The sequence below is a fragment of the Bombilactobacillus folatiphilus genome, assembly GCF_023380265.1.
Classification (GTDB): Bacteria; Bacillota; Bacilli; order Lactobacillales; family Lactobacillaceae; genus Bombilactobacillus; species Bombilactobacillus folatiphilus.
Genome location: NZ_CP093366.1, coordinates 1,362,218 through 1,384,076, shown reverse-complemented (window position 1 = coordinate 1,384,076; position 21,859 = coordinate 1,362,218). Strand labels below are relative to the sequence as shown.

At 39.5% G+C, this 21,859-nt stretch carries 21 protein-coding genes, 1 tRNA gene and 1 pseudogene; 19 read left to right on the top strand and 4 right to left on the bottom strand.

What is annotated here, in order from left to right:
- The first annotated feature begins 20 nt into the window (after positions 1–20).
- The 9 genes from citF (at position 21) to MOO45_RS06955 (ending at position 9,542) form a co-directional block, all read left to right on the top strand.
- On the top strand, positions 21–1,520 hold the full coding sequence (gene citF / locus MOO45_RS06995) for a citrate lyase subunit alpha (protein ID WP_396022430.1): 1,500 nt from the start codon (positions 21–23) through the stop codon (positions 1,518–1,520).
- 113 nt (positions 1,521–1,633) lie between these two features.
- Entirely contained in the window at positions 1,634–2,182 is a 549-nt protein-coding gene (gene citX, locus MOO45_RS06990; protein ID WP_249514195.1) for a citrate lyase holo-[acyl-carrier protein] synthase, read from the top strand.
- Entirely contained in the window at positions 2,182–3,030 is an 849-nt protein-coding gene (gene citG / locus MOO45_RS06985; RefSeq protein ID WP_249515189.1) for a triphosphoribosyl-dephospho-CoA synthase CitG, read from the top strand. The genes citX and citG overlap by 1 nt, the downstream gene beginning before the upstream one ends.
- On the top strand, positions 3,027–3,818 hold the full coding sequence (locus tag MOO45_RS06980; RefSeq protein ID WP_249514194.1) for an alpha/beta fold hydrolase: 792 nt from the start codon (positions 3,027–3,029) through the stop codon (positions 3,816–3,818). The genes citG and MOO45_RS06980 overlap by 4 nt, the downstream gene beginning before the upstream one ends.
- Before the next feature lie 87 nt (positions 3,819–3,905).
- The gene (locus tag MOO45_RS06975) at positions 3,906–5,081 is read left to right on the top strand and encodes an aminotransferase class I/II-fold pyridoxal phosphate-dependent enzyme (RefSeq protein WP_249514193.1); all 1,176 of its coding nucleotides are present in this window, start codon (positions 3,906–3,908) and stop codon (positions 5,079–5,081) included.
- Positions 5,082–5,086: 5 nt separating this feature from the next.
- Positions 5,087–6,535: a hypothetical protein gene (locus MOO45_RS06970; protein WP_249514192.1), complete on the top strand. Its 1,449-nt coding sequence runs from the start codon at positions 5,087–5,089 to the stop codon at positions 6,533–6,535.
- Positions 6,528–7,484 (top strand): glycosyltransferase family 2 protein, encoded by a 957-nt coding sequence (locus MOO45_RS06965; RefSeq protein WP_249514191.1) that lies wholly within the window; start codon positions 6,528–6,530, stop codon positions 7,482–7,484. Before MOO45_RS06970 ends, MOO45_RS06965 begins: the two co-directional genes overlap by 8 nt.
- A gap of 21 nt (positions 7,485–7,505) precedes the next feature.
- Positions 7,506–8,768, top strand: a complete 1,263-nt coding sequence (gene tyrS, locus MOO45_RS06960) for a tyrosine--tRNA ligase (protein WP_249514190.1) — start codon at positions 7,506–7,508, stop codon at positions 8,766–8,768.
- Between the two features lie 27 nt (positions 8,769–8,795).
- On the top strand, positions 8,796–9,542 hold the full coding sequence (locus tag MOO45_RS06955) for a DUF975 family protein (protein ID WP_249514189.1): 747 nt from the start codon (positions 8,796–8,798) through the stop codon (positions 9,540–9,542).
- 31 nt (positions 9,543–9,573) lie between these two features.
- On the opposite strand, the gene MOO45_RS06950 is transcribed toward MOO45_RS06955, so the two are convergent.
- Positions 9,574–10,224 (bottom strand): metal-dependent transcriptional regulator, encoded by a 651-nt coding sequence (locus tag MOO45_RS06950; protein WP_249514188.1) that lies wholly within the window; start codon positions 10,222–10,224, stop codon positions 9,574–9,576.
- Between the two features lie 101 nt (positions 10,225–10,325).
- Here MOO45_RS06950 and MOO45_RS06945 point away from each other — a divergent pair, with 101 nt between their 5' ends.
- The 3 genes from MOO45_RS06945 to MOO45_RS06935 all read left to right on the top strand — a co-directional run bounded on the left by MOO45_RS06945 (position 10,326) and on the right by MOO45_RS06935 (position 12,108).
- Positions 10,326–10,841: an HdeD family acid-resistance protein gene (locus tag MOO45_RS06945; protein ID WP_249514187.1), complete on the top strand. Its 516-nt coding sequence runs from the start codon at positions 10,326–10,328 to the stop codon at positions 10,839–10,841.
- 62 nt (positions 10,842–10,903) lie between these two features.
- Positions 10,904–10,976: transfer RNA gene (locus MOO45_RS06940), tRNA-Thr, on the top strand.
- Positions 10,977–11,103: 127 nt separating this feature from the next.
- Entirely contained in the window at positions 11,104–12,108 is a 1,005-nt protein-coding gene (locus MOO45_RS06935; RefSeq protein ID WP_249514186.1) for an aldo/keto reductase, read from the top strand.
- Positions 12,109–12,170: 62 nt separating this feature from the next.
- On the opposite strand, the gene MOO45_RS06930 is transcribed toward MOO45_RS06935, so the two are convergent.
- Positions 12,171–13,031, bottom strand: a complete 861-nt coding sequence (locus MOO45_RS06930; RefSeq protein ID WP_249515188.1) for an aldo/keto reductase — start codon at positions 13,029–13,031, stop codon at positions 12,171–12,173.
- A 97-nt stretch (positions 13,032–13,128) separates the two neighbouring features.
- Here MOO45_RS06930 and MOO45_RS06925 point away from each other — a divergent pair, with 97 nt between their 5' ends.
- Positions 13,129–13,560 carry a MerR family transcriptional regulator gene (locus MOO45_RS06925; RefSeq protein WP_249514185.1) on the top strand — a complete coding sequence of 144 codons (432 nt, stop codon included), beginning with the start codon at positions 13,129–13,131 and terminating at the stop codon, positions 13,558–13,560.
- 44 nt (positions 13,561–13,604) lie between these two features.
- On the opposite strand, the gene MOO45_RS06920 is transcribed toward MOO45_RS06925, so the two are convergent.
- On the bottom strand, positions 13,605–14,309 hold the full coding sequence (locus tag MOO45_RS06920) for a hypothetical protein (protein WP_249514184.1): 705 nt from the start codon (positions 14,307–14,309) through the stop codon (positions 13,605–13,607).
- A gap of 162 nt (positions 14,310–14,471) precedes the next feature.
- Here MOO45_RS06920 and MOO45_RS06915 point away from each other — a divergent pair, with 162 nt between their 5' ends.
- Positions 14,472–15,143, top strand: a complete 672-nt coding sequence (locus MOO45_RS06915; protein ID WP_249514183.1) for a CPBP family glutamic-type intramembrane protease — start codon at positions 14,472–14,474, stop codon at positions 15,141–15,143.
- A gap of 80 nt (positions 15,144–15,223) precedes the next feature.
- Positions 15,224–16,771, top strand: coding sequence for a glutamine-hydrolyzing GMP synthase (gene guaA / locus MOO45_RS06910; RefSeq protein WP_249514182.1), 1,548 nt, complete (start codon positions 15,224–15,226; stop codon positions 16,769–16,771).
- Between the two features lie 136 nt (positions 16,772–16,907).
- Here the strand turns inward: guaA and MOO45_RS06905 are convergent, their stop codons facing one another.
- Positions 16,908–17,687, bottom strand: coding sequence for an SDR family NAD(P)-dependent oxidoreductase (locus tag MOO45_RS06905; protein ID WP_249514181.1), 780 nt, complete (start codon positions 17,685–17,687; stop codon positions 16,908–16,910).
- A gap of 228 nt (positions 17,688–17,915) precedes the next feature.
- Here MOO45_RS06905 and MOO45_RS06900 point away from each other — a divergent pair, with 228 nt between their 5' ends.
- The 4 genes and pseudogenes from MOO45_RS06900 (at position 17,916) to MOO45_RS06885 (ending at position 21,859) form a co-directional block, all read left to right on the top strand.
- On the top strand, positions 17,916–18,278 hold the full coding sequence (locus tag MOO45_RS06900; RefSeq protein ID WP_249514180.1) for a MerR family transcriptional regulator: 363 nt from the start codon (positions 17,916–17,918) through the stop codon (positions 18,276–18,278).
- Positions 18,279–18,691: 413 nt separating this feature from the next.
- Positions 18,692–19,496: pseudogene (locus MOO45_RS06895) on the top strand (SDR family oxidoreductase).
- 12 nt (positions 19,497–19,508) lie between these two features.
- Positions 19,509–21,377 carry a BglG family transcription antiterminator gene (locus tag MOO45_RS06890; RefSeq protein ID WP_249514179.1) on the top strand — a complete coding sequence of 623 codons (1,869 nt, stop codon included), beginning with the start codon at positions 19,509–19,511 and terminating at the stop codon, positions 21,375–21,377.
- A 2-nt stretch (positions 21,378–21,379) separates the two neighbouring features.
- Positions 21,380–21,859, top strand: a complete 480-nt coding sequence (locus tag MOO45_RS06885) for a transcriptional regulator GutM (RefSeq protein ID WP_249514178.1) — start codon at positions 21,380–21,382, stop codon at positions 21,857–21,859.

Here is a 21,859-nt window from a genome sequence, read left to right as displayed (position 1 = left end):
GCCAGTTACCCACAGATGTAATGCAAAAATTAGACAAAGAACCATTTGCATCAACAGATTTTGGTGAACCGACGATTCAACGGACGGCACCGAAAGTGACGGCCACGACAGGTCAACACAAATTGGCATCTTCTTTACAAGAAGTCGTTGAACAAACGGTTAAAGATGGAATGACGATTTCGTTCCACCATCATTTCCGTGAAGGGGATTATATTTTTAATCAAGTCATGCGCTTGATTATCGATGCTGGTTATAAAGATTTGACATTAGCACCATCTTCTTTAACCAATGTCATGAACGATATTGTTGTCGAAGCGATTGAAAAGGGCGTTGTGACTAATATTACCTCGTCAGGAATGCGAGGTTCCTTGGGGGAAGCTGTTTCACATGGAGCTTTGAAAAATCCAGTTATTTTCCGTTCCCACGGTGGCCGGGCTCGTGCCATTGAAGAAGGTTCCATTAAGATTGACGTTGCCTTTTTAGGTGTTCCCAATGCTGATGAAATGGGTAACGCCAATGGAATGGACGGCAAAGCGGCTTTTGGTTCCTTGGGTTATGCATTGATGGATGCTCAATATGCCGATAAGGTCGTTTTGATCACTGATGAATTGAAGCCGTATCCTAATACGCCCGCTTCGATCAAACAGACACAAGTTGATTACGTCGTCAAAGTTGATCAAGTTGGTAATCCTGATAAAATTGGTTCCGGCGCAACTCGTTTTACCAAAGATCCGAAGGAACTAAAAATTGCCAAGATGGTTAATGATGTGATTGTCAATTCACCTTACTTTAAAGAAGGTTTCTCTTTCCAAACCGGTTCTGGTGGGGCTGCTTTAGCTGTCACGCGCTTTTTACGTCAATCAATGCTCGATCAAAATATCAAAGCTTCCTTTGCATTAGGTGGCATTACCAAACCGACCATTGATTTACTTGAAGAAGGTTTGGTTTCTAAGGTTATGGATGTTCAAGATTTTGACAAGGGTGCAGCTGCTTCAATGCACGCCAATAAAAATCAACAAGAAATTGATGCTTCTTGGTATGCTGACCCTGCTAATAAAGGTGCTATGGTTGATCAATTGGATGTGTCCATTTTATCAGCCTTAGAAATTGATACGAACTTTAATGTCAATGTTATGACCGGTTCGGATGGTGTGATTCGTGGGGCTGTCGGTGGACATCAAGATGCCGCTACCTCCAAATTAACGATCATTTGTGCGCCATTAGTTCGTGGGCGAATTGCAACAGTTGTTCCTGAAGTAACCACGGAGGTCACTCCAGGTGCTTCGGTCGATGTTTTAGTTACTGAAGCTGGGATTGCAGTTAATCCACAACGGCAAGATTTACTGGATATTTTCAAACAAGTGCCGAACTTGGCGCTCTATACCATTGAAGAATTACAACAAAAAGCTCAACAAATTGTTGGTCAAGCTCAACCATTAGAATTTACCGATCAAACGGTGGCCTTAGTGGAATATCGTGATGGTACAATTATTGATGCAATTAATGCTGTGAAAGATTAGCTAGATTTGATGAAATTGTGATTTGCGCTGACAAAATATTATGTTACACTATTGCCCGAATAGCCCAAGGCTGTTCGGGTTTTGTTGTCAGGAGATTAATTGAGGATGTAAAAATGACCATACTGGATCATGGAAAAGAACAATCGATTATTGCTATTTTGCATAATAAGGATTGGCGTGCTAACCAGCAGCAACGACTTTTGAGCGATTATCGCATGGATGTAGTTTTAGGAATTAAATTAAATATTCCGGGAAAAATCAAGACCAACGAGGAGATTCAACAGATTTTTACAGCGGGTGTCAAAGAAATCCAAAGAATTTGTCGAGTGGCCGACTTACCATTAGTTTTTTGGAAACAATATTTGCGCCGCTTAACAGGTCCAGAATGCTTTATGGTCATTGCCGAAAATGTTGTCTTAGTGAAGCGCCAAATGATTCAATTTGAAGAACAATTTGCTTTAGGTCGGTTATTTGATGTGGATGTTTTAGGACAGTCAGTCACCAATCAATTATCGCGTACGGATTTGGGTCTACCACCACGAAAATGTTACGTTTGTGGTCGCCCGGCTAAGCAATGTGCCCGTAATCAAACGCATTCGATTGATGATTTAAAATCTGCGATCGATCAATATTATCATGAATATTTTGGAGCTCAAAGTTGATCGCGGCGCAAAAACTTGCCCAAACCGCGCAAACGGCTTTGTTGTACGAAGTGATCGTTTGGCCAAAGCCGGGCCTAGTGGACCCGGTAGACTCTGGATCACATCAAGATATGGATATTTTCACATTTATGAATAGTGCAGTTTCGTTATTACCATATTTTCAAGCAGCCGGACAAGCTGGGCAGACTTTTGCAGGCACTGATTTGTGGGAATTGTTTCAGCAATTACGTCAATTGGGGCAAGATGCTGAACAGACTATGTTTTTGGCGACTAACCAAGTTAATACGCATAAGGGGGCGATTTTTTCCTTAGGGATTGCTGTCGGCGCCACCGCATATTATTGTCAGCAACACGACTTTTCCGTTTTGGGTGTTCAACAAGTGGTTCGAAATATGTTGAAAGGTTTGACCAAACATGATTTTAATGAGCAGACGACCGATTTTTCACAAACTTTGACAGCAGGGCAAAAACAATATCGGCAATATGGAATGACTGGTGTGCGTGGGGAAGCCGAAGCGGGTTTTCCGAGTGTGGTGCAAGGTTCGCTACCTTTTTTACGCCGACAAACCGGTTACCGACAGCAACGTTTGTTAAACACATTGATGTTTCTAGCGGCGCAAACGGCTGATTCCAATTTGATCAAGCGGGCGCAATCAGTTGCGGTTTTGCCATGGATCAAACAACAAGTGGAACACTTTTTTGCATTAGGTGGAGCAAGGAGTTCAGCGGGCCAAGATTTTTTAACTGACTTGAATCAAAGCTTTATTCAGCGTAATTTGAGTTTAGGCGGTTGTGCGGATTTATTAATTTTGACAATTTACTTTGCGTTATTAGAGGGGAGTTTATGATGCAATTAACCACGAATGATGGGGTGCAATTAAGTTATCATGTGCAAGGAAACGGGCAACCGTTGTTATTTCTAGCTGGCTACTCCGGTAGTCAATTAGAGTGGCAACAACAGGTGCCTTTTTTTGTGGAACGAGGTTATCAAGTTGTGACAATGGATCATCGTAATCATGGGCAATCTTTTCGAACCAAGAAAAACTTGCGAATCGCCCGTTTAGCTGTGGATTGTGCGCAATTAATTGCCACTTTAGACTTGCGGCAAACAGTTTTGATTGGGCATTCCATGGGAGCGGGAGTTTGTTGGGCATATGAATCGTTGTTTGGTTATCAACGTTTGGCGGCGATGGTGGATGTTGATGAGTCACCTTTGACGCTCAATAATGTTAATTGGCCTTACGGAGCGCTGGATTTGACCTGGGAAAATGTACGCCAGCAGCAAAAACAGATTGCGCTAACCAAAATGACTTGGGGCCAAGTGAATACTGAGGTGTGGCAATCTTTGAAAAAACAGCGCCAAGCACACCCCTTTAGTCATGCATTGAATGCGCCGTTATTGACGGATCATTTGCTGCAGGATTGGCGGGATGTAGTAAGCACTAGTCCAGTGCCGCAGCTATTTTTAGGCAGTTTGCATTCGCCTATTTGGCAGCCCGGTTACTTAGATTTTTGTCAGGCCAAAGCGCCAACGAGTACCGCACACATTTTTGAAAATTCGGGGCACTTGCCGCATTTGGAAGAACCAGATTTATTCAATCAATGGGTCTTTAACTTTTTACAAACGCTATCTTGATTGTGATTGTCTTGATCTTTAGTTTAGCTGTATAATAGAGGCTTACAGTACAGATAAATTGGGATTAACTGAAAGGACGCAGACAAGATGAGTGATTTAGAAACTAAGATGAACACCAATGCTTTGAAGTTAAAACCGCAAGATATTTTTTTATTTAACGCTAGAGCTAATCAAACACCTGGTGTGATCAATATGACCGTGGGTGAGCCGGATTTTTTGACGCCGGAACATATTCGCAATGCAACAAGTCAGGCAATTTTGCATGAAGGTATGCACTATACGATTCCAGAAGGTAAACCGGAACTAACACAAGCAATTGCGGCTTTTTTGAACAAGAAATATAATTTACATTATGATCCCCAAACCCAAATTGTGACGACGATTGGCGTCACGGAAAGTGTTTTTACCACTTTGACGGCCATTTTGAATCCGGGTGACGAGGTGATTTTGCCGACGCCTTGCTTCACTATCTATGAGCCAGATATTTTGTTGAATCAAGCGACACCGGTTTATTTAAATACATCACAAACAGATTTTCGGGTGGATCCAGCGGCTTTACAAAAGTTGCTCCAGCAGCATCCTAAGACGAAAGCAATTATTTTAAATTATCCGAATAATCCCACGGGTGTTACGTATAATCGCCAAGAATTAACCGCTTTAGCCCAAGTTTTGAAACAATTTGAGATCTTTGTGTTAAGTGATGAAATTTACAGTGAATTATCATTTGCGGGTCAACACGTCAGTTTTGCAGAATTATTGCCAGAACAGACAATTTTGATGAACGGTTTGTCCAAATCCCATGCGATGACGGGGTGGCGTGTCGGCTATGTTTGTGGTCCCCAAAATGTCATGCAACATTTATTACATGTGCATGAATTAGTGACGACCTCGTTGCCAGAAGCCATGCAAGATGCGGCGATCGATGCTTTGACCAAGGGACAAGATGATCCGCAAGCGATGAAAGCTGAATATCAAAGACGGCGCGATTATTTGCAGCAACAACTGGAAGAATTGGGAATTACGACCTCTAGACCACAGGGAGCCTTTTATATGTTCATGAAATTACCAGCGCAGGTTAACCAAGATGATGTGGTGGTGGCCAATGAATTGTTAGAACAAGAACAATTAGCGTTGTTGCCCGGCAGTTTTTTTGGCTTAGGTGGCAGTGGCTATTTGCGGATTAGTTACGCTGCCAGCATGGAAAAAATTAAGTTGGCAGTGACAAAATTAGCCGATTACCTGCAAAAAGTAGGAGTAAATTAGAGTGCATGAGAAATAAGATTCAAGTTTTTTTTATTAAAATTTTAAAAGGGGCGTTGGTACTGTTTGCGTCCTTGATGTTCATTGGAGCTCTTTTAGCTAGCTGGCACTTATGGCGAGTTCAAATTGGTTTGGATCGTTGGTTGTTACCCGCTAGCTGGTTTTGTTTAGCGGTCTTGATTTTGGGAATTAGTTGGCTGCTCATCAAATTTCCTGATAATCCGCGCATGAATCGCTGGATTGTGCTTGGCTTATTAGGAATCTTTGCCATATTATTTTGCTTATGGTTGTATCAAACGCCCACCAAACAATTGAGCGATTATAAGAAATTTTGGAAAATCGGGCAACAGGCGGTAGCCGGACAGCCGATTTATCATACGGATAACAGTTATTTTTCAAAATGGGCTTATCAGACGGGCTTTTTAGTCTATGTAATTGGTTTTTTGAAATTATTTGGAGCCAATCTGCGGCTGTTTCAATTGTTGACAGTTGGGCAACAGTTGGTGGTACTGGGATTAACATATGTCTTAGCACAAAAAGTTTTTCACAAAGTTCAGCTGAGTCGTCTCAGTTTATTTTTAGTGGGCATTAATTTGGAATGGTCGGCGTTAAATAACCGGGTGACCAGTCAATATTTAGCATTGATTTTATTTTTATTGACATTCATTTTGATTATTGACGAACGACCGTTTAGCTGGCTAGCAGCGGGCATTACGTTGGCTTTGGGCAACGTGTTGCGTCCGTTGGGTGTTGTCTTTTTAGCAGGCATTGTCGTTTTTTGGCTCGTCTTTCGTTGTTGGCAACAGCCTGACTGGCGCAAAGCTTTAGGACATTTGGCGGGGTTAATTGTGGTCTACTGGTTGGTTTTAGTGAGTTTGTCGAGCGCGGTCAAGTTGTCAGGTCTCAATGAATACGGTTTGAGTAATCGCGACAGTGAATGGAAATTTGTGATGGGTCTGAATTACCCTAGCGCGGGAGCTTATGATAACGCGGTACGTCAAAAATTTAATTTGCATGATCGTCGGCAAACGATGCTCAAAAAAGAACAGCGGGTGACCCAAGAGCATATTCAAGATTTGAATCAAAATCATTTGTGGCTCAAATTATTTGTCAAAAAATTCTTTGTTTTGTGGTCGAATCCCTCCAATACGATTTCATTTTCATTGTTTGAACGCAATCATTCGCCTAAACAAGTTGATCGCCTAACGAGTCTAGCTTATGGAGTTACGGTGATTGAAATTGGTGCCGTCTTTTGTGGGGCAATTGTCTTATTGCGACGACACTGGTCGAGGAATTTTGGATTATTGGTTTTGCCCTTGTTTGCATATGCGTGCGCGCAATTGTTGATTGAGGTGCAAGGTCGCTATCGTATCGAATTTATTCCAATTTTGGCAATGATTGCGGCTACGGGCTTGCTAAAGGGATTGACGATAAAGGAGCAAAAAGTTGATGGCTAACAAACTAAGTATTGTGGTGCCTTGTTACAATGAACAAGAAGTTTTGCCTCAATCTTTGCCGGTGCTCAAACAGGTTTTGTTGACATTGATCGATCAATGTCAGGTTAGTTCGGATAGTCAATTGGTGTTCGTTGACGATGGCAGTGTTGATCAAACTTGGTCATTGATTGAGCAGGCTAGTGCTCAAGATCCCAATGTTTCAGGGATTAAATTGAGTCGCAATTTTGGGCATCAAGGTGCGTTGTTGGCCGGTTTGAGTGCGACACAAGATGCGCAATTGGTGGTTTCTATTGATGCAGATTTGCAAGATGATCCGCAAGTGATTCTGGAAATGGTTCAAAAATTTGCGGAAGGTGCGCAAATTGTCTATGCGGTCCGCAATAATCGGGCGACAGACAGTCGCTTTAAACGGGGGACAGCTGAACTGTTTTATAAATTGATGAATTGGCTGGGGGTCAAAATGATTCCTGATGCAGCCGATTTTCGATTAATGAGCCAACAAGCTGTGCAGGTGTTATTATCTTATCCCGAACGTAACTTGTTTTTGCGAGGATTAGTACCGTTAGTGGGCTTTTCCAGCGCCAAAGTCTATTTTCAGCGCCAAGAGCGAGCCGCCGGTGAATCCAAATATCCATTGCGCAAGATGTTACGCCTAGCTATGGATGGCATTACCTCATTTTCGATTGCACCGATTAAGTTAATTATGGGCTTGGGCTTTTCGATTGTGTTGGTGGCCTTTTTATTATTATTATATACAATCGTCCAAAAAATTCGTGGCGAAGTAGTGACTGGCTGGTCGTCATTGATGATTTCGATTTGGGCCTTAGGTGGCGTACAATTAATTTGCATTAGTGTGATTGGTGAATATGTAGGCAAAATTTTTAGTGAAGTAAAGCAACGTCCCCGTTTCACAATTGAGAAAAATCTGTATAATAGGAAGAAAAAATAACTTTTTTGGAGGAGCGAGCTTATGAAACGGAATATTATTGATGAATTAGCCTGGCGTGGCGCTATTAATCAACAGACCGATGAACAAGGACTCAAAGAATATGTTCAGGATCATCAGATTGCTCTATATTGTGGTGTTGATCCAACGGGTGATTCTCTGCATGTTGGTCATTTAGTCACGTTTATGATTCTGAAACGGTTTCAACTGTTGGGCCATAAACCGGTGATTGTGATTGGAGGAGCCACAGGTGCAATTGGCGATCCGTCTGGGAAAAAGGCGGAGCGGGTGCTTCAAACGATGGATCAAGTGGAAAAGAATCAAACTGCGTTAACGGCACAGATGGTTAATTTGTTTGGCACAGAAAACTTTGAGATTGTGAATAACTATGATTGGTTATCCAAAATTGATTTGTTAAGTTTTTTGCGTGATTACGGTAAAGTTTTCAACGTGAATACAATGCTGAACAAAGAGATTGTCGCTTCTAGACTACAAGTGGGGATTTCTTACACGGAATTTACTTATCAGATTTTACAGGCAGTCGATTTTTTGACCTTATATCGTGAACATGATGTTCAACTCCAAATTGGTGGTGGCGACCAGTGGGGCAATATTACGGCGGGCATTGATTTGATTCACCGGATTGAAGGTAATGAGACGAAAGCATTCGGTTTAACCGTGCCATTGTTGTTAAAAGCCGATGGCACGAAGTTTGGTAAAACTGAAGGTGGCGCGATTTGGCTAGATCCCAAGAAGACTAGTCCGTACGAATTTTATCAATTCTGGTTCAACACCGATGATCGTGATGTGGTTAAATACTTGAAGTACTTCACTTTCTTGGATCAAGAACAAATTGAGCAATTAGCCCAGCAAGTGGCAACTGAACCGGAACAACGGACCGCACAAAAAGTTTTAGCTCAAGAAGTCACCAAGTTTGTACACGGGCAAGCGGCTGTGGATGAAGCGGAACGAATCTCGGCGGCATTATTTTCGGGCGATGTGTTAAGTTTGACCACTGAAGAAATTGAACAAGGCTTCAGTTCGGTACCTTCTGTGGATTATGCAGGTGGTTCGTGTGATTTAGTTGGATTTTTAGTGGATCAAACCGAAATTGAGCCGTCAAGACGACAAGCACGTGAAGATATTCAAAATGGGGCAATTTATGTTAATGGTCAACGTCAACAAGATGTGGCCTACCAATTAGATCCTACACAGGCGTTTGATGGTCGGTTTGTGATTATTCGCAAAGGTAAGAAGAAGTATACTTTAGTGCGTGTACAACATTAGTCAAAGAAAGATCGGGTAGAAAAGAGATTGCAATTTCCAAAAACAATTTATGAATTAAAAAAGCAAGCTCGCCAGACCTTAGGACGAAATCCCAGAAATTGGTGGGTGATGGGTTTGATTCCCACCTTAGTCTTGATGTTTTTACTTTATTTTATTATGCAAATGGCGACGAACTTGTTGAATCAAATGCCGGCTAATCTGAATTATGAACAACTGTATACTTGGATTCAAAAATCGTTGGCTAATAGTCCACAAATTTTTTGGTATAGTTTGGAAGGACAATTGGCGTATGCTTTGGTCAGCATTGGCGTGAGTTTTTGTTTGTTAGACGAATTGCGAGGACGCGTCAAACCGCAGCAAGCTCAGATTAGCGCTAGTTTACAAGTTTTTTCACGACCGTATTTTTTGCGCGTCATTGTCTTATGGCTGAGTTATTACTTGGTGTTTGAATTGGGATTGCAATTATTTTGGTTATTCGGTCTGTACTTTAGTTACGGATTGCGGTTAACCTATTTGATTTTGATGGATTTGACGCAAAGTCAAAAAGTTACGTGGAAGCAAACTTTTAAGACTTTGTGGTATAGTTGGAAAATGATGCATGGTCATAAATTCCGTTTGTTCATGCTGGATCTGAGTTTTTTAGGTTGGGATTTATTGAATTTATTGACTTTAGGATTAACGAATCTGTATGTGGCGCCGTATAAAGCTGCTTGTTACGCGGCGTTTTATCAAGATATTTTGAATTTACAAATGAAAGCTCGTTATCAGAAGTAAAAAAGACCTTGCCACAATCTGGCGAGGTCTTTTAACATTGTTCTACAAAAATATAAGTGGCGGCCTCATGGCTCAGCGAGATATGTTTGTGCTCTTTGGTTTCTACCAAAACCGAGTTATCAAAGCTAGAACGTTTTTTGACAGTGACAATTTGGTTCAATTCTAAACCTAAGCCGCTAAAATAGGCTAAAAATTCATGGTTATCTAAGATGCGGACAATTTTGACCTGCATTGGTGGAATAGTTTCGGCCAAAATCAAATCGTCATCATCGCTTTCACCTTGACCATTGCCGGGAATGATGCCGCCATGCGGGCATTTTTGCGGATAATCCAGATAATGATTTAAAGCTTGAACCAATCGTTCATCAGTCGAATGTTCTAAAGCGTCGGCTTCGGGGTGGACATCAGTGATAGCATAATGTAATTTGTTTGCTAAAAAAACCTCCCAAAGTCGATGCTTCTGAACCAATTTTTCAGCCAGTTGTTGCCCAGTATCCGTTAGTTCAATGGAATTATACGGTGTATGCTCAATATAACCATTCTGGCTCAGAGTTAACAACATTTCGGTCACCGAAGGAGCGCTAACCTGCATCATGTTGGCCAATTTTTTATTGGTTACTTTTTGGGCACTTTGTTGTAATTCAAAGATGTTTTTAAGATAGTTTTCTTGGCTCGGTGACAAATGCTTGCGACCCCTTCCGATTTAAGATACCATTTTAGTATAAAGTGTTTCAGAATAACGTGCAATTTAATTTTGTAAGTATAAATGAGGAGTTTGGTGGAATGCGAACAGGTCGCTTTGATTTTTTAAGTTTAATAATTGGGATTTTTTCTCTGTATGTCGGATATTTGATTATGAGCCACCCATTAACGGGTTTGTTGTCGATTGTGGTGATTATCGGTATTTTTGCATTGTTGCGCGGAATTTATCAACTATGGTTGAGTTATCAGCTTCATAAACGGTTAAACAAGCGAACCGGCTGGCTGATTTTTTCGGCGATTGTGGATCTTATTTTGGGTTTTGTCTTCTTATTCAATCTGCGTGTGGCAGTGCCAACATTAATCTACATTTTTGCATTTTGGTTCATTATTGACGGGATTGCTGAGTTGAGCATTGCGCCATTGTATCATCTGGCTGGCAAAAGTTATCATTGGTTGGTGATTATCTTGGCTGTTTTGAGTATTATTGCGGGCATTATTTTGTTATTTGAACCTATGATGGCCACTGTATTGATTGTGGTTTTTGCCGCTGTTTATTTCTTTATGGCGGGTATTTTGGAAATTATCGAAGCATTTTAAGAGATAATAAATTGGGCTTGGCAAACAAGAATTATTTTGCTAATATATATAGGTGCTCAATTGCCATCTTAGCTCAGCAGGTAGAGCGCCACCGTGGTAAGGTGGAGGTCATCGGTTCAAATCCGATAGATGGCTTAATTAATAAATAGACTGTTACGAAATTCGTAGCGGTCTATTTTTTTAGAATGATGGAATTCAGGATTTTCCTTGTGTTCAAGTTAACTTGAAGAGCTACAATAAAGGCAACTAGGGAGGGATAGTATTGCAATATACAACGTTGGGTCAAACGAATATAAAGGTTTCTAAAATTTGTTTTGGTGGAATGAGTTTAGGCAAGCCCAAGACGATGCATGACTGGACGCTAGATGCTCAACAAAGTAGGCAAGTGGTTAAGCATGCGCTAGCGTTAGGGATTAATTTTTTTGATACCGCTAACACTTATTCGGCAGGTACTGGTGAAAAATATTTGGGACAGGCGCTCACAGAGAATGTCGCGCGGGAACAAGTTGTGATTGCTTCTAAAGTTTATTTTAATCCGGGACGATTGTCGAAGGCGGCAATTAATCGCGAAATTGAGGGAACGCTTAAACGGTTAGGCACGGACTATTTAGATTTATACATCATTCATCGCTTTGATTATGAGACGCCAATTGAAGAAACCATGTCCGCGTTAAACGATTTGGTGAAAGTGGGAAAAGTCCGCGCTATCGGGGCTTCAGCAATGTATGGTTATCAATTTATGCAGATGCAACAGGTTGCTAAAGACCACGGTTGGGCGCAATTTCAGACAATGGAAAATCATTATAATCTACTTTATCGCGAAGATGAGCGGGAGTTAATTCCGATTTGTCAACAAATGCAGGTGTCGTTGATGCCGTATAGTCCGTTGGCAGCCGGTCATTTAAGTCATTTGGGGTGGCAAACAGATACTTTACGCAGTCAAACGGACCGGGTGGCCATGGGTAAATATGATAAGACGAAAAATCAAGATTATCGCATCGTGCAACGAGTTAGTGAATTAGCTCAACAATATCATACGACAATGTCCCAAATTGCCTTGGCGTGGTTGTGGAGCAAGGGGGTCACGGCACCGATTGTCGGTTCGACCAAGTTGTCACATTTAGATGAAGCCGTTTCGGCATTAGAGTTGTCGCTTACGCCAGCAGATCAAGCTTATTTAGAAGAATTGTATCTACCCCATCCGATTGTCGGCGCTTTATCACAGAACCCGCCAACAGGCACCGTTTTGATTGATGAGAAAAAATAATAGTCTATAAAAAGAACGTTTAATGATTAGATTCACATCAAACGTTCTTTTTGACACCGTCTTTAAATTCCCTTGTCATAAACCGGAAATTGGTTGGCAGCGCCATAATCTTTGATCGGCGCCATTTGTTTTAATTGTTCCAGATCAGAGTCATTAATGACAAAATCCAGTTGTGTGTTGGCTTGGATATGTTGGGGATTTTCGGATTTGGGTAGCGGTAATAAGCCTAATTGCAGGCAATAGCGTAAGCACAATTGCGCTGGCTCTACTTGGTATTTGTGGGCCAAAGCTTGGACGGTCGGATTAGCTAAGACCACGCCGTGGGCAATGGGTGAATAAGCTTCGACTAAAATATCGTTTTGTTGACAAAAATCAATTAGCTCAAATGGAGTATTGCTGACATGGGCTAGAACTTGATTAACAGCAGGTTTGACATGACCATTATCCAAAATATTTTGGAGATCAACTCGTTCAAAATTAGAAACACCAATGGCTTTGATTTTACCAGCTTGGTAAGCATTTTCTAATGCCCGCCAAGCTTCTAAATTACCTTCAAAATAATGTTCACCATTACGAAAATCGGCCCAAGGTTGGGGACTATGAATAATCATCAAATCAACATAATCTAGCCCCAGTCTGGTCAGGGATTTATCAATGGCCGTTTGAGCTTGGTCGTAAGATTTAATTTCGGCGGCTAATTTAGTGGCAATAAATAATTCAGAACGATTGAGTTGAGTTTGCTTCAGTGCTTGCCCAATGCCCGCTTCATTGCCATAAGCTTGCGCGGTGTCGATGAGCCGATAACCAGCTTCCATAGCACTTTGCACAGCGTCGGCGACGTTTTGGTTGTCAACTAGCCAAGTACCAAAGCCCAATCGAGGAATTTGCACACTATTATTTAATTGATAAGTGGATTCTAAAATGTTCATTTAAGACACTCCTTTGCTACAATAATCAGAATTAATGTTAGTATAATAGTTCGAGTTGACTTTAAGTCAACGCTTGGGGGAATAAAAGATTATGATTTTAGCAGATAAACAATATGGAATTAGTGAATTTAGTCAGATTTTTCACGTCAAACCATCAACATTACGTTATTACGAAGACGAGGGCTTAATCAAACCATTACGCACAGCTAATAATCGACGATATTACACGCAAACGGATGCTGATTGGATTAAATTTTTATTGTGTTTGAAGGAGGCTGGTTTGAGTATTGATGAATTAAAGCAGTATGTGTATTGGGATCAACAAGGTGATCAAACCATTACGCAACGAATTGCTTTACTGAATCAGGCACATGAACGTTTGACGCAACAGGCTGATGAAATTCAACATCATTTGCAGCTTTTAAATGACAAAATCACTTGGTATCATCAGCGCCAACAAGGCCAAGTTGATCCAAATGAAGTGTTTCGGGATTATTTGGCGCGATTGGGTCATGAAATATAAAAAAGCCTTGATGAATTTTATCATCAAGACTTCTCAAAACTTAATTATTTAACAATATCTAAGGTTAATTTTTTGTTTTTGACTAATGCGGTGATTTGTAACTTATTCAACGACTTAGTTTGCTTTTTATTCGGTTTATTCTTAGCTTGGTTCACTAATTTAGTTAAATCAGCGTTCTTCACTTTTAAGCCACTAGCTAAAGCTGCCACATTCGGTTTTACTTCGTTACTTTTGACGTCGGCAATGCTTAATTGCATCCGATAGATATTAGAACCGTCTGTCAACAATTTGTAAGTGGTTGTTGGGCTAAAGAGAATGCTTAGTGGTTGTGATAATTTTGGAAATTGGCTAGCCATTTTGCCCTTAACTTTACCTGAAGCATTGAAGTTGTTGGCAAAAGTTTTACCACTGGCAATCACAGTTGGCTTTTTCACATTCACTGTAATTGGTTTTTTCAAAGATTTACTTTGACTAACCTTCACAGTTTGATTCTTGGTCGCAATTGGTAATTTAATCGTATATTTCTGGTTTTTAACGGTGACACTCTTTTGTTTGTTGCTGGCAACTTGATAATAAACTTTGCTGCCTTTGTCAGAATTACCCGTAATCTCTTGTTTGAAAGCTTGGGTACTCTTCGTTGTTTGTGCCGAAAATGGCTTGGCGCTATCCTTACCAGAGTTGCTATTGGAACAACCAGTGACCAATAAGGCGACCCCAGCGATAGCGACTGTCAATTTTTTATTAAACATGTTTTAACCACACTTTCATTTGAATTATCAATACTCATATTATAACAGTTTTCATATTGAAGTCATATGAATTCACTGAAAAGTCACAGATTGATAACTAGTGGTGTCTATTCTTAGTTAATGTTATAATTCGCTAAGGAAAAGATATAGGTGGAGATAGATATGAACGCATTGAAATCACCGACATTAAGCCGGATTTGGTATGCCATTTGGATAATTATGGTTGTGATTTCGCAACAATTACTGAAAATGAGTTACTCGGTAAAACAGATTAATTGGAGTTATGCCAGTTTATTTTTAATTAGTGCGGTATTGTTTTTGGTAGCGATGGTGGCACGTTATCGCTATGAAAGCCAAATTTTCACACCTCAAAATCCAACTTTCTTAGAGGGAGTTGGCAATTTTTTTGGTTTAGTGGCTTTTACAGTTGTTGCGATTGGCTTATTTTTGCTAATCATCAGTGGTTTAAAAGCAAAGGGACGTTTTCCCAGTTTACAAGTCAAAACAGATTACTTGGCTCGGGGAACGGTTGTTTTTTGGTTTGAATTATTAGCTTCCGCTTTGTTAGTGGCGGTTGAACAACAATTCGTGACGACGGGCTTTTTCTTTAATTATTTTTGGCGCCGTAATAATTTGACCAGTGCTTTGTTAGGAATTTTGGTGAGTGGTATCTTATATGGCATCTTAAATATGGAAACATTTAATTTCATAAATTTCTTTATTTATGGTGCCGTCGGTTGTTTATTGGCGATTGTGTACTTAGCTACGCAAAATTTTCGGATTAGTGTGGTCTTGGGAATTTTTGTGGCAATTTTGCGGGTGATTTTAATTTAGGAAGTCGCGGTGGTGCTATACACCGGCGGCTTTTTTTTGTACAATGAGTAAAACAATTTATTTAGAGGAGTGAAAGCTCAGTGGGTGAACAAGTTCAAGCAGATAGCATTATCGTGCTTGATTATGGTAGTCAATATAATCAATTAATTACGCGGCGCATTCGCGATATGGGCATTTACTCAGAATTATTGCCACATACAATGAGTGCTCAAGAGATTCAAGAACGGGCACCCAAGGGGATTATTTTGTCTGGTGGTCCCAATAGTGTTTACGATGATAAGGCGTTAACAATTGATCCGCAAATTTGGCAATTAGGCATTCCAATTTTGGGTATTTGTTACGGTATGCAATTAATGATGCATAGTTTGGGCGGACAGGTACAAGCTGCCGGTGCACCGGAATATGGTCGGGCGCAAATTACGATTGAAAAAACTCAAAATCCGTTATTACAAGCTTTACCGGCTCGACAATTTGTTTGGATGAGTCACGGTGATCGGGTAACAGCGATCCCAGATGGTTTTGAAACGGTGGCAATTAGCGATAATACGCCATATGCGGTGGTGGCTGATGAACAGCGGCAACTGTATGGTGTGCAATTTCATCCGGAAGTTCGCAATAGCGATCATGGTTTGGAAATGTTGCACAATTTTGCTTTTCAAATTTGTGGAGCTCAGGCTAATTGGAGCATGAAAGATTTTATTGATGAGCAAATTCAAAAGATTCGTGCGATAGTTGGTGACCGGCAAGTGTTATTAGGTTTATCAGGCGGTGTGGATTCTTCAGTGACCGGCGTGTTATTGCATAAAGCGATCGGTTCGCAATTAACTAGTATTTTCGTGGATCATGGTTTGTTGCGCAAAGGCGAAGCTGATGAAGTGATGGCTAGTTTAGAAGGCAAATTTGGCTTGAATATCATCAAAGTTGATGCTCAACAACGCTTTTTGGATAAGTTAAAGGGTGTTAGTGACCCTGAGCAAAAGCGGAAAATTATTGGGAACGAGTTTATTGAAGTTTTTAATGATGAAGCTCAAAAATTAGATGGCATTGATTTTTTGGCGCAGGGAACTTTATACACAGATGTGATTGAAAGCGGGACAAATACCGCGCAAACGATCAAATCACATCATAATGTGGGCGGATTACCTGAAGAAATGCATTTTACCTTGATCGAACCGTTGCGGACTTTATTTAAAGACGAAGTTCGTGAGCTGGGAGAACAAATGGAGATGCCTCACGATTTGGTTTGGCGGCAGCCGTTTCCAGGCCCCGGCTTAGGGATTCGGGTGTTAGGTGAAGTGAGCGCTGATAAGTTGCAGATTGAGCGCGATAGTGATTATATTTTGCGGGAAGAAATTAAAAAAGCGGGCTTAGACGAGTCCATTTGGCAATACTTTACCGTTTTGCCGGGGATGCGTAGCGTTGGCGTTATGGGCGACGGTCGGACTTATGATTATACGGTCGGAATTCGGGCAGTCACCTCTATTGACGGCATGACCGCGGATTTTGCGCAAATTCCATGGGATGTGCTGGCGCAGATTTCCACGCGCATTACCAATGAAGTGGCACACGTGAACCGCGTTGTCTATGATATTACGTCTAAGCCACCCGCAACCATTGAGTGGGAATAAAGAGCTAATAAAATATAACGGGGAACTGATAACGCAACAGTTAACAGTATAGATAGTTCCCTACCAAAAAAATCCTGTCGATTGATTAATTGACAGGATTTTTGAATTCTATTTTGATACATAAAGAAATAGTAAGTCACTTTAAAGTTTGATTAGTTCCCTTACCATAAGCATTTTCAAAATAATTATTCTTCTTTTCAAATTCAAAGTTATCACGATTGATAAAACCTAGAATTGAATCATGATCGTACAAATCCATTAAAAATGAAGCAACTTGTTCGGCAGTATGATATTGTGGAAAAGCCTGATCATAATCATAGTCTTCCACATTATTTGCCACTTTACCAAATTCGGTTTTCGTGGCCGCAGGAGCTAGGACCTTTGCACGCATCTTGGCGCCAGTTTCTTTCAATTCTAGCGCCAAACCTTCTGTAAAAGCACTGACAAAAAATTTACTAGCGCAATAGGTGATTGCGTTTGGCACAATTTCATAACCACCAGCCGATGAGATGTTGATAACTTGAGTTCCTTCAACATTCCAATAGTCCTTGACGAATAAAGTGGTCAGTAGCGCTAGAGCTTCAACGTCCAATTTTAATAGAGATTGCGTCCGTTCATCATTTTGATCTTTTATAAGCGAATACATTCCCATACCTGCATTATTGATTAATGTTTCGATATCATAATTTGATAAGCTTTCCCAAAAACTGTTTATTGCATCAGTTTTTGTTAAATCAAATGTTTTTATTACGGCATCAATTTCAGGATAACTGCTTTTAAGTTCATCTTTTAAATTTAATAATTTGTCTTTTCTCCTCGCTACAAGAATCAAGTTTTTCCCGCGGGACACCATTTTTTTAGCTGTTGCTAAACCGATACCTGAACTCGCGCCAGTAATCATTACATATTTATTCATTATATTTCTCCTCGTATAATTTAATTAATGCAGAACAGTCTGTGTCCAGAAACATCTAGGGGATGTCCTCATGTAACGGAACCACTAGTACTTGTGAAGCAACAGTCTCATTATCTTCCCCTCCTTTCAAAAAGAAACTAATGTCCTACACAATGGGGCAAGCACCTCCTTTTTCTCTTACAATGAAATGAGCTTTGGTACAATAAAAAATAGAAGCGAGGAATAAAAATGAATTATACAATTGGAGAAATCTCCCAAAAAGAACATTTATCAATTGACACCTTACGTTTTTATGAAAAGGAAGGTTTAATTATTCCCGCCCGGGATTCGAATAACAGACGTGTTTATGACGATAAAGATATTGTTTGGATTGAGTTTCTCAAGCGCCTCAAAAAAACAGGTATGAAAATATCAGATATGCGAGAATATGCTAACCTTAGATATCAAGGAGACGAAACGATACCGCTCCGATTATCACTACTACAAGATAGATATGGTGAATTGCTCATCGAATTGGAGCACACTCAAAAAAGTTTAAGTTTTCTTAAAGCTAAAATTGAGGTATACCAATCAATGCTTGAAGACCAATAACTCATTGCTTTTCTTTATCATAATGATAGATGGTGAACAAAACTCCATGTCAAATAAGATTTAACTTTACTGACTAATTTTTTTGAAGACGTTGGTATCACGTTAATTTTCTCTTTTTAGTAGCGAATAATAATCAATCAAAGAAAAAAATTATTAATTTGTCTAGGCAGCACTCTAGGTCATATCTTCAATTAAATCAAAGTCAACTAAAAGGATTGATGTCGATATTTTATCGGTGTCAATCCTTTTAGTTTGTTTTAAATCAACGATTAATGACAATTTCTAATTCTGCCAGCTTCTGAAACAGAATTTTGGTTCAAATTAAGTTAACAAATTGCACTCGGGTGTGCAAAAGATTGTATTAATAAATGTAAACGATTGCTTTACTATCCTTGTTAAGGAGGTTAGCGAATATGACAACAAATTGGTTAGGATTAACAGATAAAATTTTTATTGTAACAGGAGGTTCTTCAGGCATTGGTGCCGCTATTATTCAAGAATTATTGGCTGATGGTGCTTATGTCTATAATGCTGATTTACAGGCGTCTGAAGTGAAGAATCCCAAATATATTTATCAAAAAACTGATGTGACATCTCAAGATGACATTACTCAATTAGTGGCACAGGTGGTTGATAAGCATGGACATTTGGACGGTATTGTCAATAATGCTGGCATTAATTTGCCTAGATTATTGGCTGATCCGAAAGATGCCCATGGTCCATATGAATTTACAGCACAAGATTTTGAAAAGATGTTTAGCGTGAATGTCAAGAGTGTTTTTTTATTAAGTCAAGTGTCCGCACGTCAAATGATCAAACAACATAATGGTGTAATTATCAATATGTCCTCCGAAGCAGGTTTAGAAGGTTCTGTGGGACAAAGTATTTATGCAGCTACCAAAGGAGCCATTAATGGTTTCACTAGATCATGGGGGAAAGGAATTAGGTGAATACAATGTTCGGGTTGTGGGGGTAGCTCCTGGCATTATGGAGGCGACTGGTCTGCGGACATTAAGATATGAAGAAGCTTTGGCCTATACCCGTCATCAAACTGTGAAAGACATTCGAGCCGGTTACAAGAGTAAAAGTACGACACCTTTAGGTCGAAGTGGTCGTTTATCTGAAGTAGCTTATTTGGTGGCCTATTATTTGTCAGATAAAGCTAGTTATATTACTGGAATTACGACCAACGTCGCTGGAGGCAAATCTCGCGGATAAGGAATTGAAGCCATGAATGATCAGGATTACGTATTATTAAACTTTTTTCTAAAAAATGATTCTGTGTCAATATCAGAGCTAATGGGAGAGTTTAATGTTTCAAAACGGACAATCTTGAAGCGGATTCAAAAATTAAATGAAGATTTATCACAAAGAGCAATCATCCGTCATCATGGTGTCCGGTTTTATCTGGTTATTCAAGATTTTCAATATATTAATAATTTGCAGTCAGGAAAATTAAAAGAATCACTAGATTTAAATGATCTATCTAAGCGGAGAGCCAAGCTTGTTTTACAATTGATTTTTTCCACAGGTTACATTGTTTTAGACGATTTAGCTGAATCGTTGAGTATTAGCAAGGGAACGTTGAATTCGGATTTGAAAAGTTTTAGGCAAGTCCTGTATCAAGATAAATATCCAGCCAAACTAATATCTGCTACCAATCGGGGAATTCGTTTGGTGGTAGATCATAATTATGTTTATGGTTTGTTGTTAAAAAATTTTGTGAGTGATTATTATCGACTGGATCAAAATTACTATGTACAGACTAAGGCTGGACAGCAGATTCAAAAAGCACTGGATGACTTAAAGTTAACAGAAAATAGCAAAACGGAAATCTTGAAAAATTTTGTGATTTTAAAGAAGTTAATTCAGACCAATATTCGCATGAAAGAAATGATTACCAATTATTTGGATGTGCTTGATTTGACCAAATTAAAACCACTGATTGTTGCTTGTAATCAGGGGGTAGGTTGTTGCTTAACCAAGACTGAAATTTATTTTTTATTGCAGATACTCAGTGTTTACGCCAATTCTTTCGTGTGTAATTCTAAATTACAGATAGCGTTAATGCAGGTGCAAAAAATTTACTCGTTGACATTAACGAATATTGGTCAAGAACTGGATGTAACGTTAGATTTTGCTTCTGCTTATGAACAAATTAAATATCACTTAATTTTTATGATCAATCGGTCGGTTTTTAAAATTCAAGAAGATGCTTTTTTAAGCGAAGGACTTGCTGCCAATTATCCGATTGCTTCAGAATTAGCGTTGATCACAACGCATATTTTTGAACAACAGTTAGACTTGACCATCTCAAAAAGTGAATTAGATTATCTGACAATTGATTATCAAATGGCTTTAAATAAACAAAAAAGTTCATCTGCTGAGAATAAAGTTGCCATTGTGGGACCGGTTAGTAATAGTATTCGTCATTTTGTCGCCGAACAAATGAATGACATTTTTGCAGATAAAATCCAAATGGTGAGTTTTGAAGATGATGCAGCTTTTAGGCGTACGCAGGAACATTTTTTACTAGTTTTTTCTAACTATCCATTGCAAATGGTAAAGAGTCAGACCCCTGTTGTTCGGATTAGCAGCATTTTTCGTAAAGAAGAATTACAAGCCAAGATAAAAATTTTTTTGTTGATGGAGCAAATCGAAGCGGGAAATTGTACATTGCAACTCTGTCCTTTGAATGGTCAACAAGGCTATTTGCAAGCTACCGAAGCTATGATTCGAGAAGAGATAGCCCGTGGACGTCTCAGCAAAAATTTTTTAGATTTGTGGAAAAAACGAGAACAGCAGACGGTCAATGTTTTTAGTCATGGAATTGCCATTCCACATGTTGTCGATGATACAGGACACAAGCAAGTTTTATTAAAAATTGGTCTTTATAATCAAGCAATCGTTTACGCACGCAAACAGGTAAAAATCATTTTTTTAATTGGCATTCCCAAACAATTAGATACTGCTTTGAATAAAACATTGTCAGAAATTTATGATTTTATTTTTATTGTTTCCCACAATGAAGGAATTTACCAAAATCTTTTACACTTAACACCGGGTGCACCATTGACCAAATTAATGGAGGGGATTTAACAATGATGATCATGTTTGGGTTAATCTTTGTTGGCGCTTTTTTGTTACAAGGCTTATTAGGATTTTTTCAAATTAAAAATTTTTCAATGAATTATCGGCTATTACGCAAACAAGGTCAACGAGTTCTCATTGGGAAAAATCCTAAAAAAATACGGTCAGGAACATTGTTATTGTTAGCGATGAATGAAAGTGGTCAAATTCAAGATGCCAAACTAATGAAGGGAGTAACTGTTTTTGCAAAATTTAAAGATCTAACGTCATTAAGAAATCAGAATTTGGCGATGGTTGCTACTGATTATGACAGTTTACATCAATACGATACTCTCACGAGGCAATGTATTCAAAATGCGTATAAAAATTATGTTGATTTTCAGACTGGGCAACTGGCTAGTTCAGAATATGATACCCAGATTAATGTTTTTGCGCTGCCGATGTTTGTGCAGTTACGTAGTTGGGTAGCCAAATTAAAACAAAAAATATGA

Bases quoted from the DNA above. Each gene is read 5' to 3' on its own strand.
- citF (WP_396022430.1), top strand. From the start codon at position 21: ATGCAAAAATTAGACAAAGAACCATTTGCATCAACAGATTTTGGTGAA.
- citX (WP_249514195.1), top strand. From the start codon at position 1,634: ATGACCATACTGGATCATGGAAAAGAACAATCGATTATTGCTATTTTG.
- MOO45_RS06980 (WP_249514194.1), top strand. From the start codon at position 3,027: ATGATGCAATTAACCACGAATGATGGGGTGCAATTAAGTTATCATGTG.
- MOO45_RS06975 (WP_249514193.1), top strand. From the start codon at position 3,906: ATGAGTGATTTAGAAACTAAGATGAACACCAATGCTTTGAAGTTAAAA.
- MOO45_RS06970 (WP_249514192.1), top strand. From the start codon at position 5,087: ATGAGAAATAAGATTCAAGTTTTTTTTATTAAAATTTTAAAAGGGGCG.
- MOO45_RS06965 (WP_249514191.1), top strand. From the start codon at position 6,528: ATGGCTAACAAACTAAGTATTGTGGTGCCTTGTTACAATGAACAAGAA.
- tyrS (WP_249514190.1), top strand. From the start codon at position 7,506: ATGAAACGGAATATTATTGATGAATTAGCCTGGCGTGGCGCTATTAAT.
- MOO45_RS06945 (WP_249514187.1), top strand. From the start codon at position 10,326: ATGCGAACAGGTCGCTTTGATTTTTTAAGTTTAATAATTGGGATTTTT.
- MOO45_RS06925 (WP_249514185.1), top strand. From the start codon at position 13,129: ATGATTTTAGCAGATAAACAATATGGAATTAGTGAATTTAGTCAGATT.
- MOO45_RS06920 (WP_249514184.1), bottom strand. From the start codon at position 14,309: ATGTTTAATAAAAAATTGACAGTCGCTATCGCTGGGGTCGCCTTATTG.
- MOO45_RS06915 (WP_249514183.1), top strand. From the start codon at position 14,472: ATGAACGCATTGAAATCACCGACATTAAGCCGGATTTGGTATGCCATT.
- MOO45_RS06905 (WP_249514181.1), bottom strand. From the start codon at position 17,687: ATGAATAAATATGTAATGATTACTGGCGCGAGTTCAGGTATCGGTTTA.
- MOO45_RS06900 (WP_249514180.1), top strand. From the start codon at position 17,916: ATGAATTATACAATTGGAGAAATCTCCCAAAAAGAACATTTATCAATT.
- MOO45_RS06890 (WP_249514179.1), top strand. From the start codon at position 19,509: ATGAATGATCAGGATTACGTATTATTAAACTTTTTTCTAAAAAATGAT.
- MOO45_RS06885 (WP_249514178.1), top strand. From the start codon at position 21,380: ATGATGATCATGTTTGGGTTAATCTTTGTTGGCGCTTTTTTGTTACAA.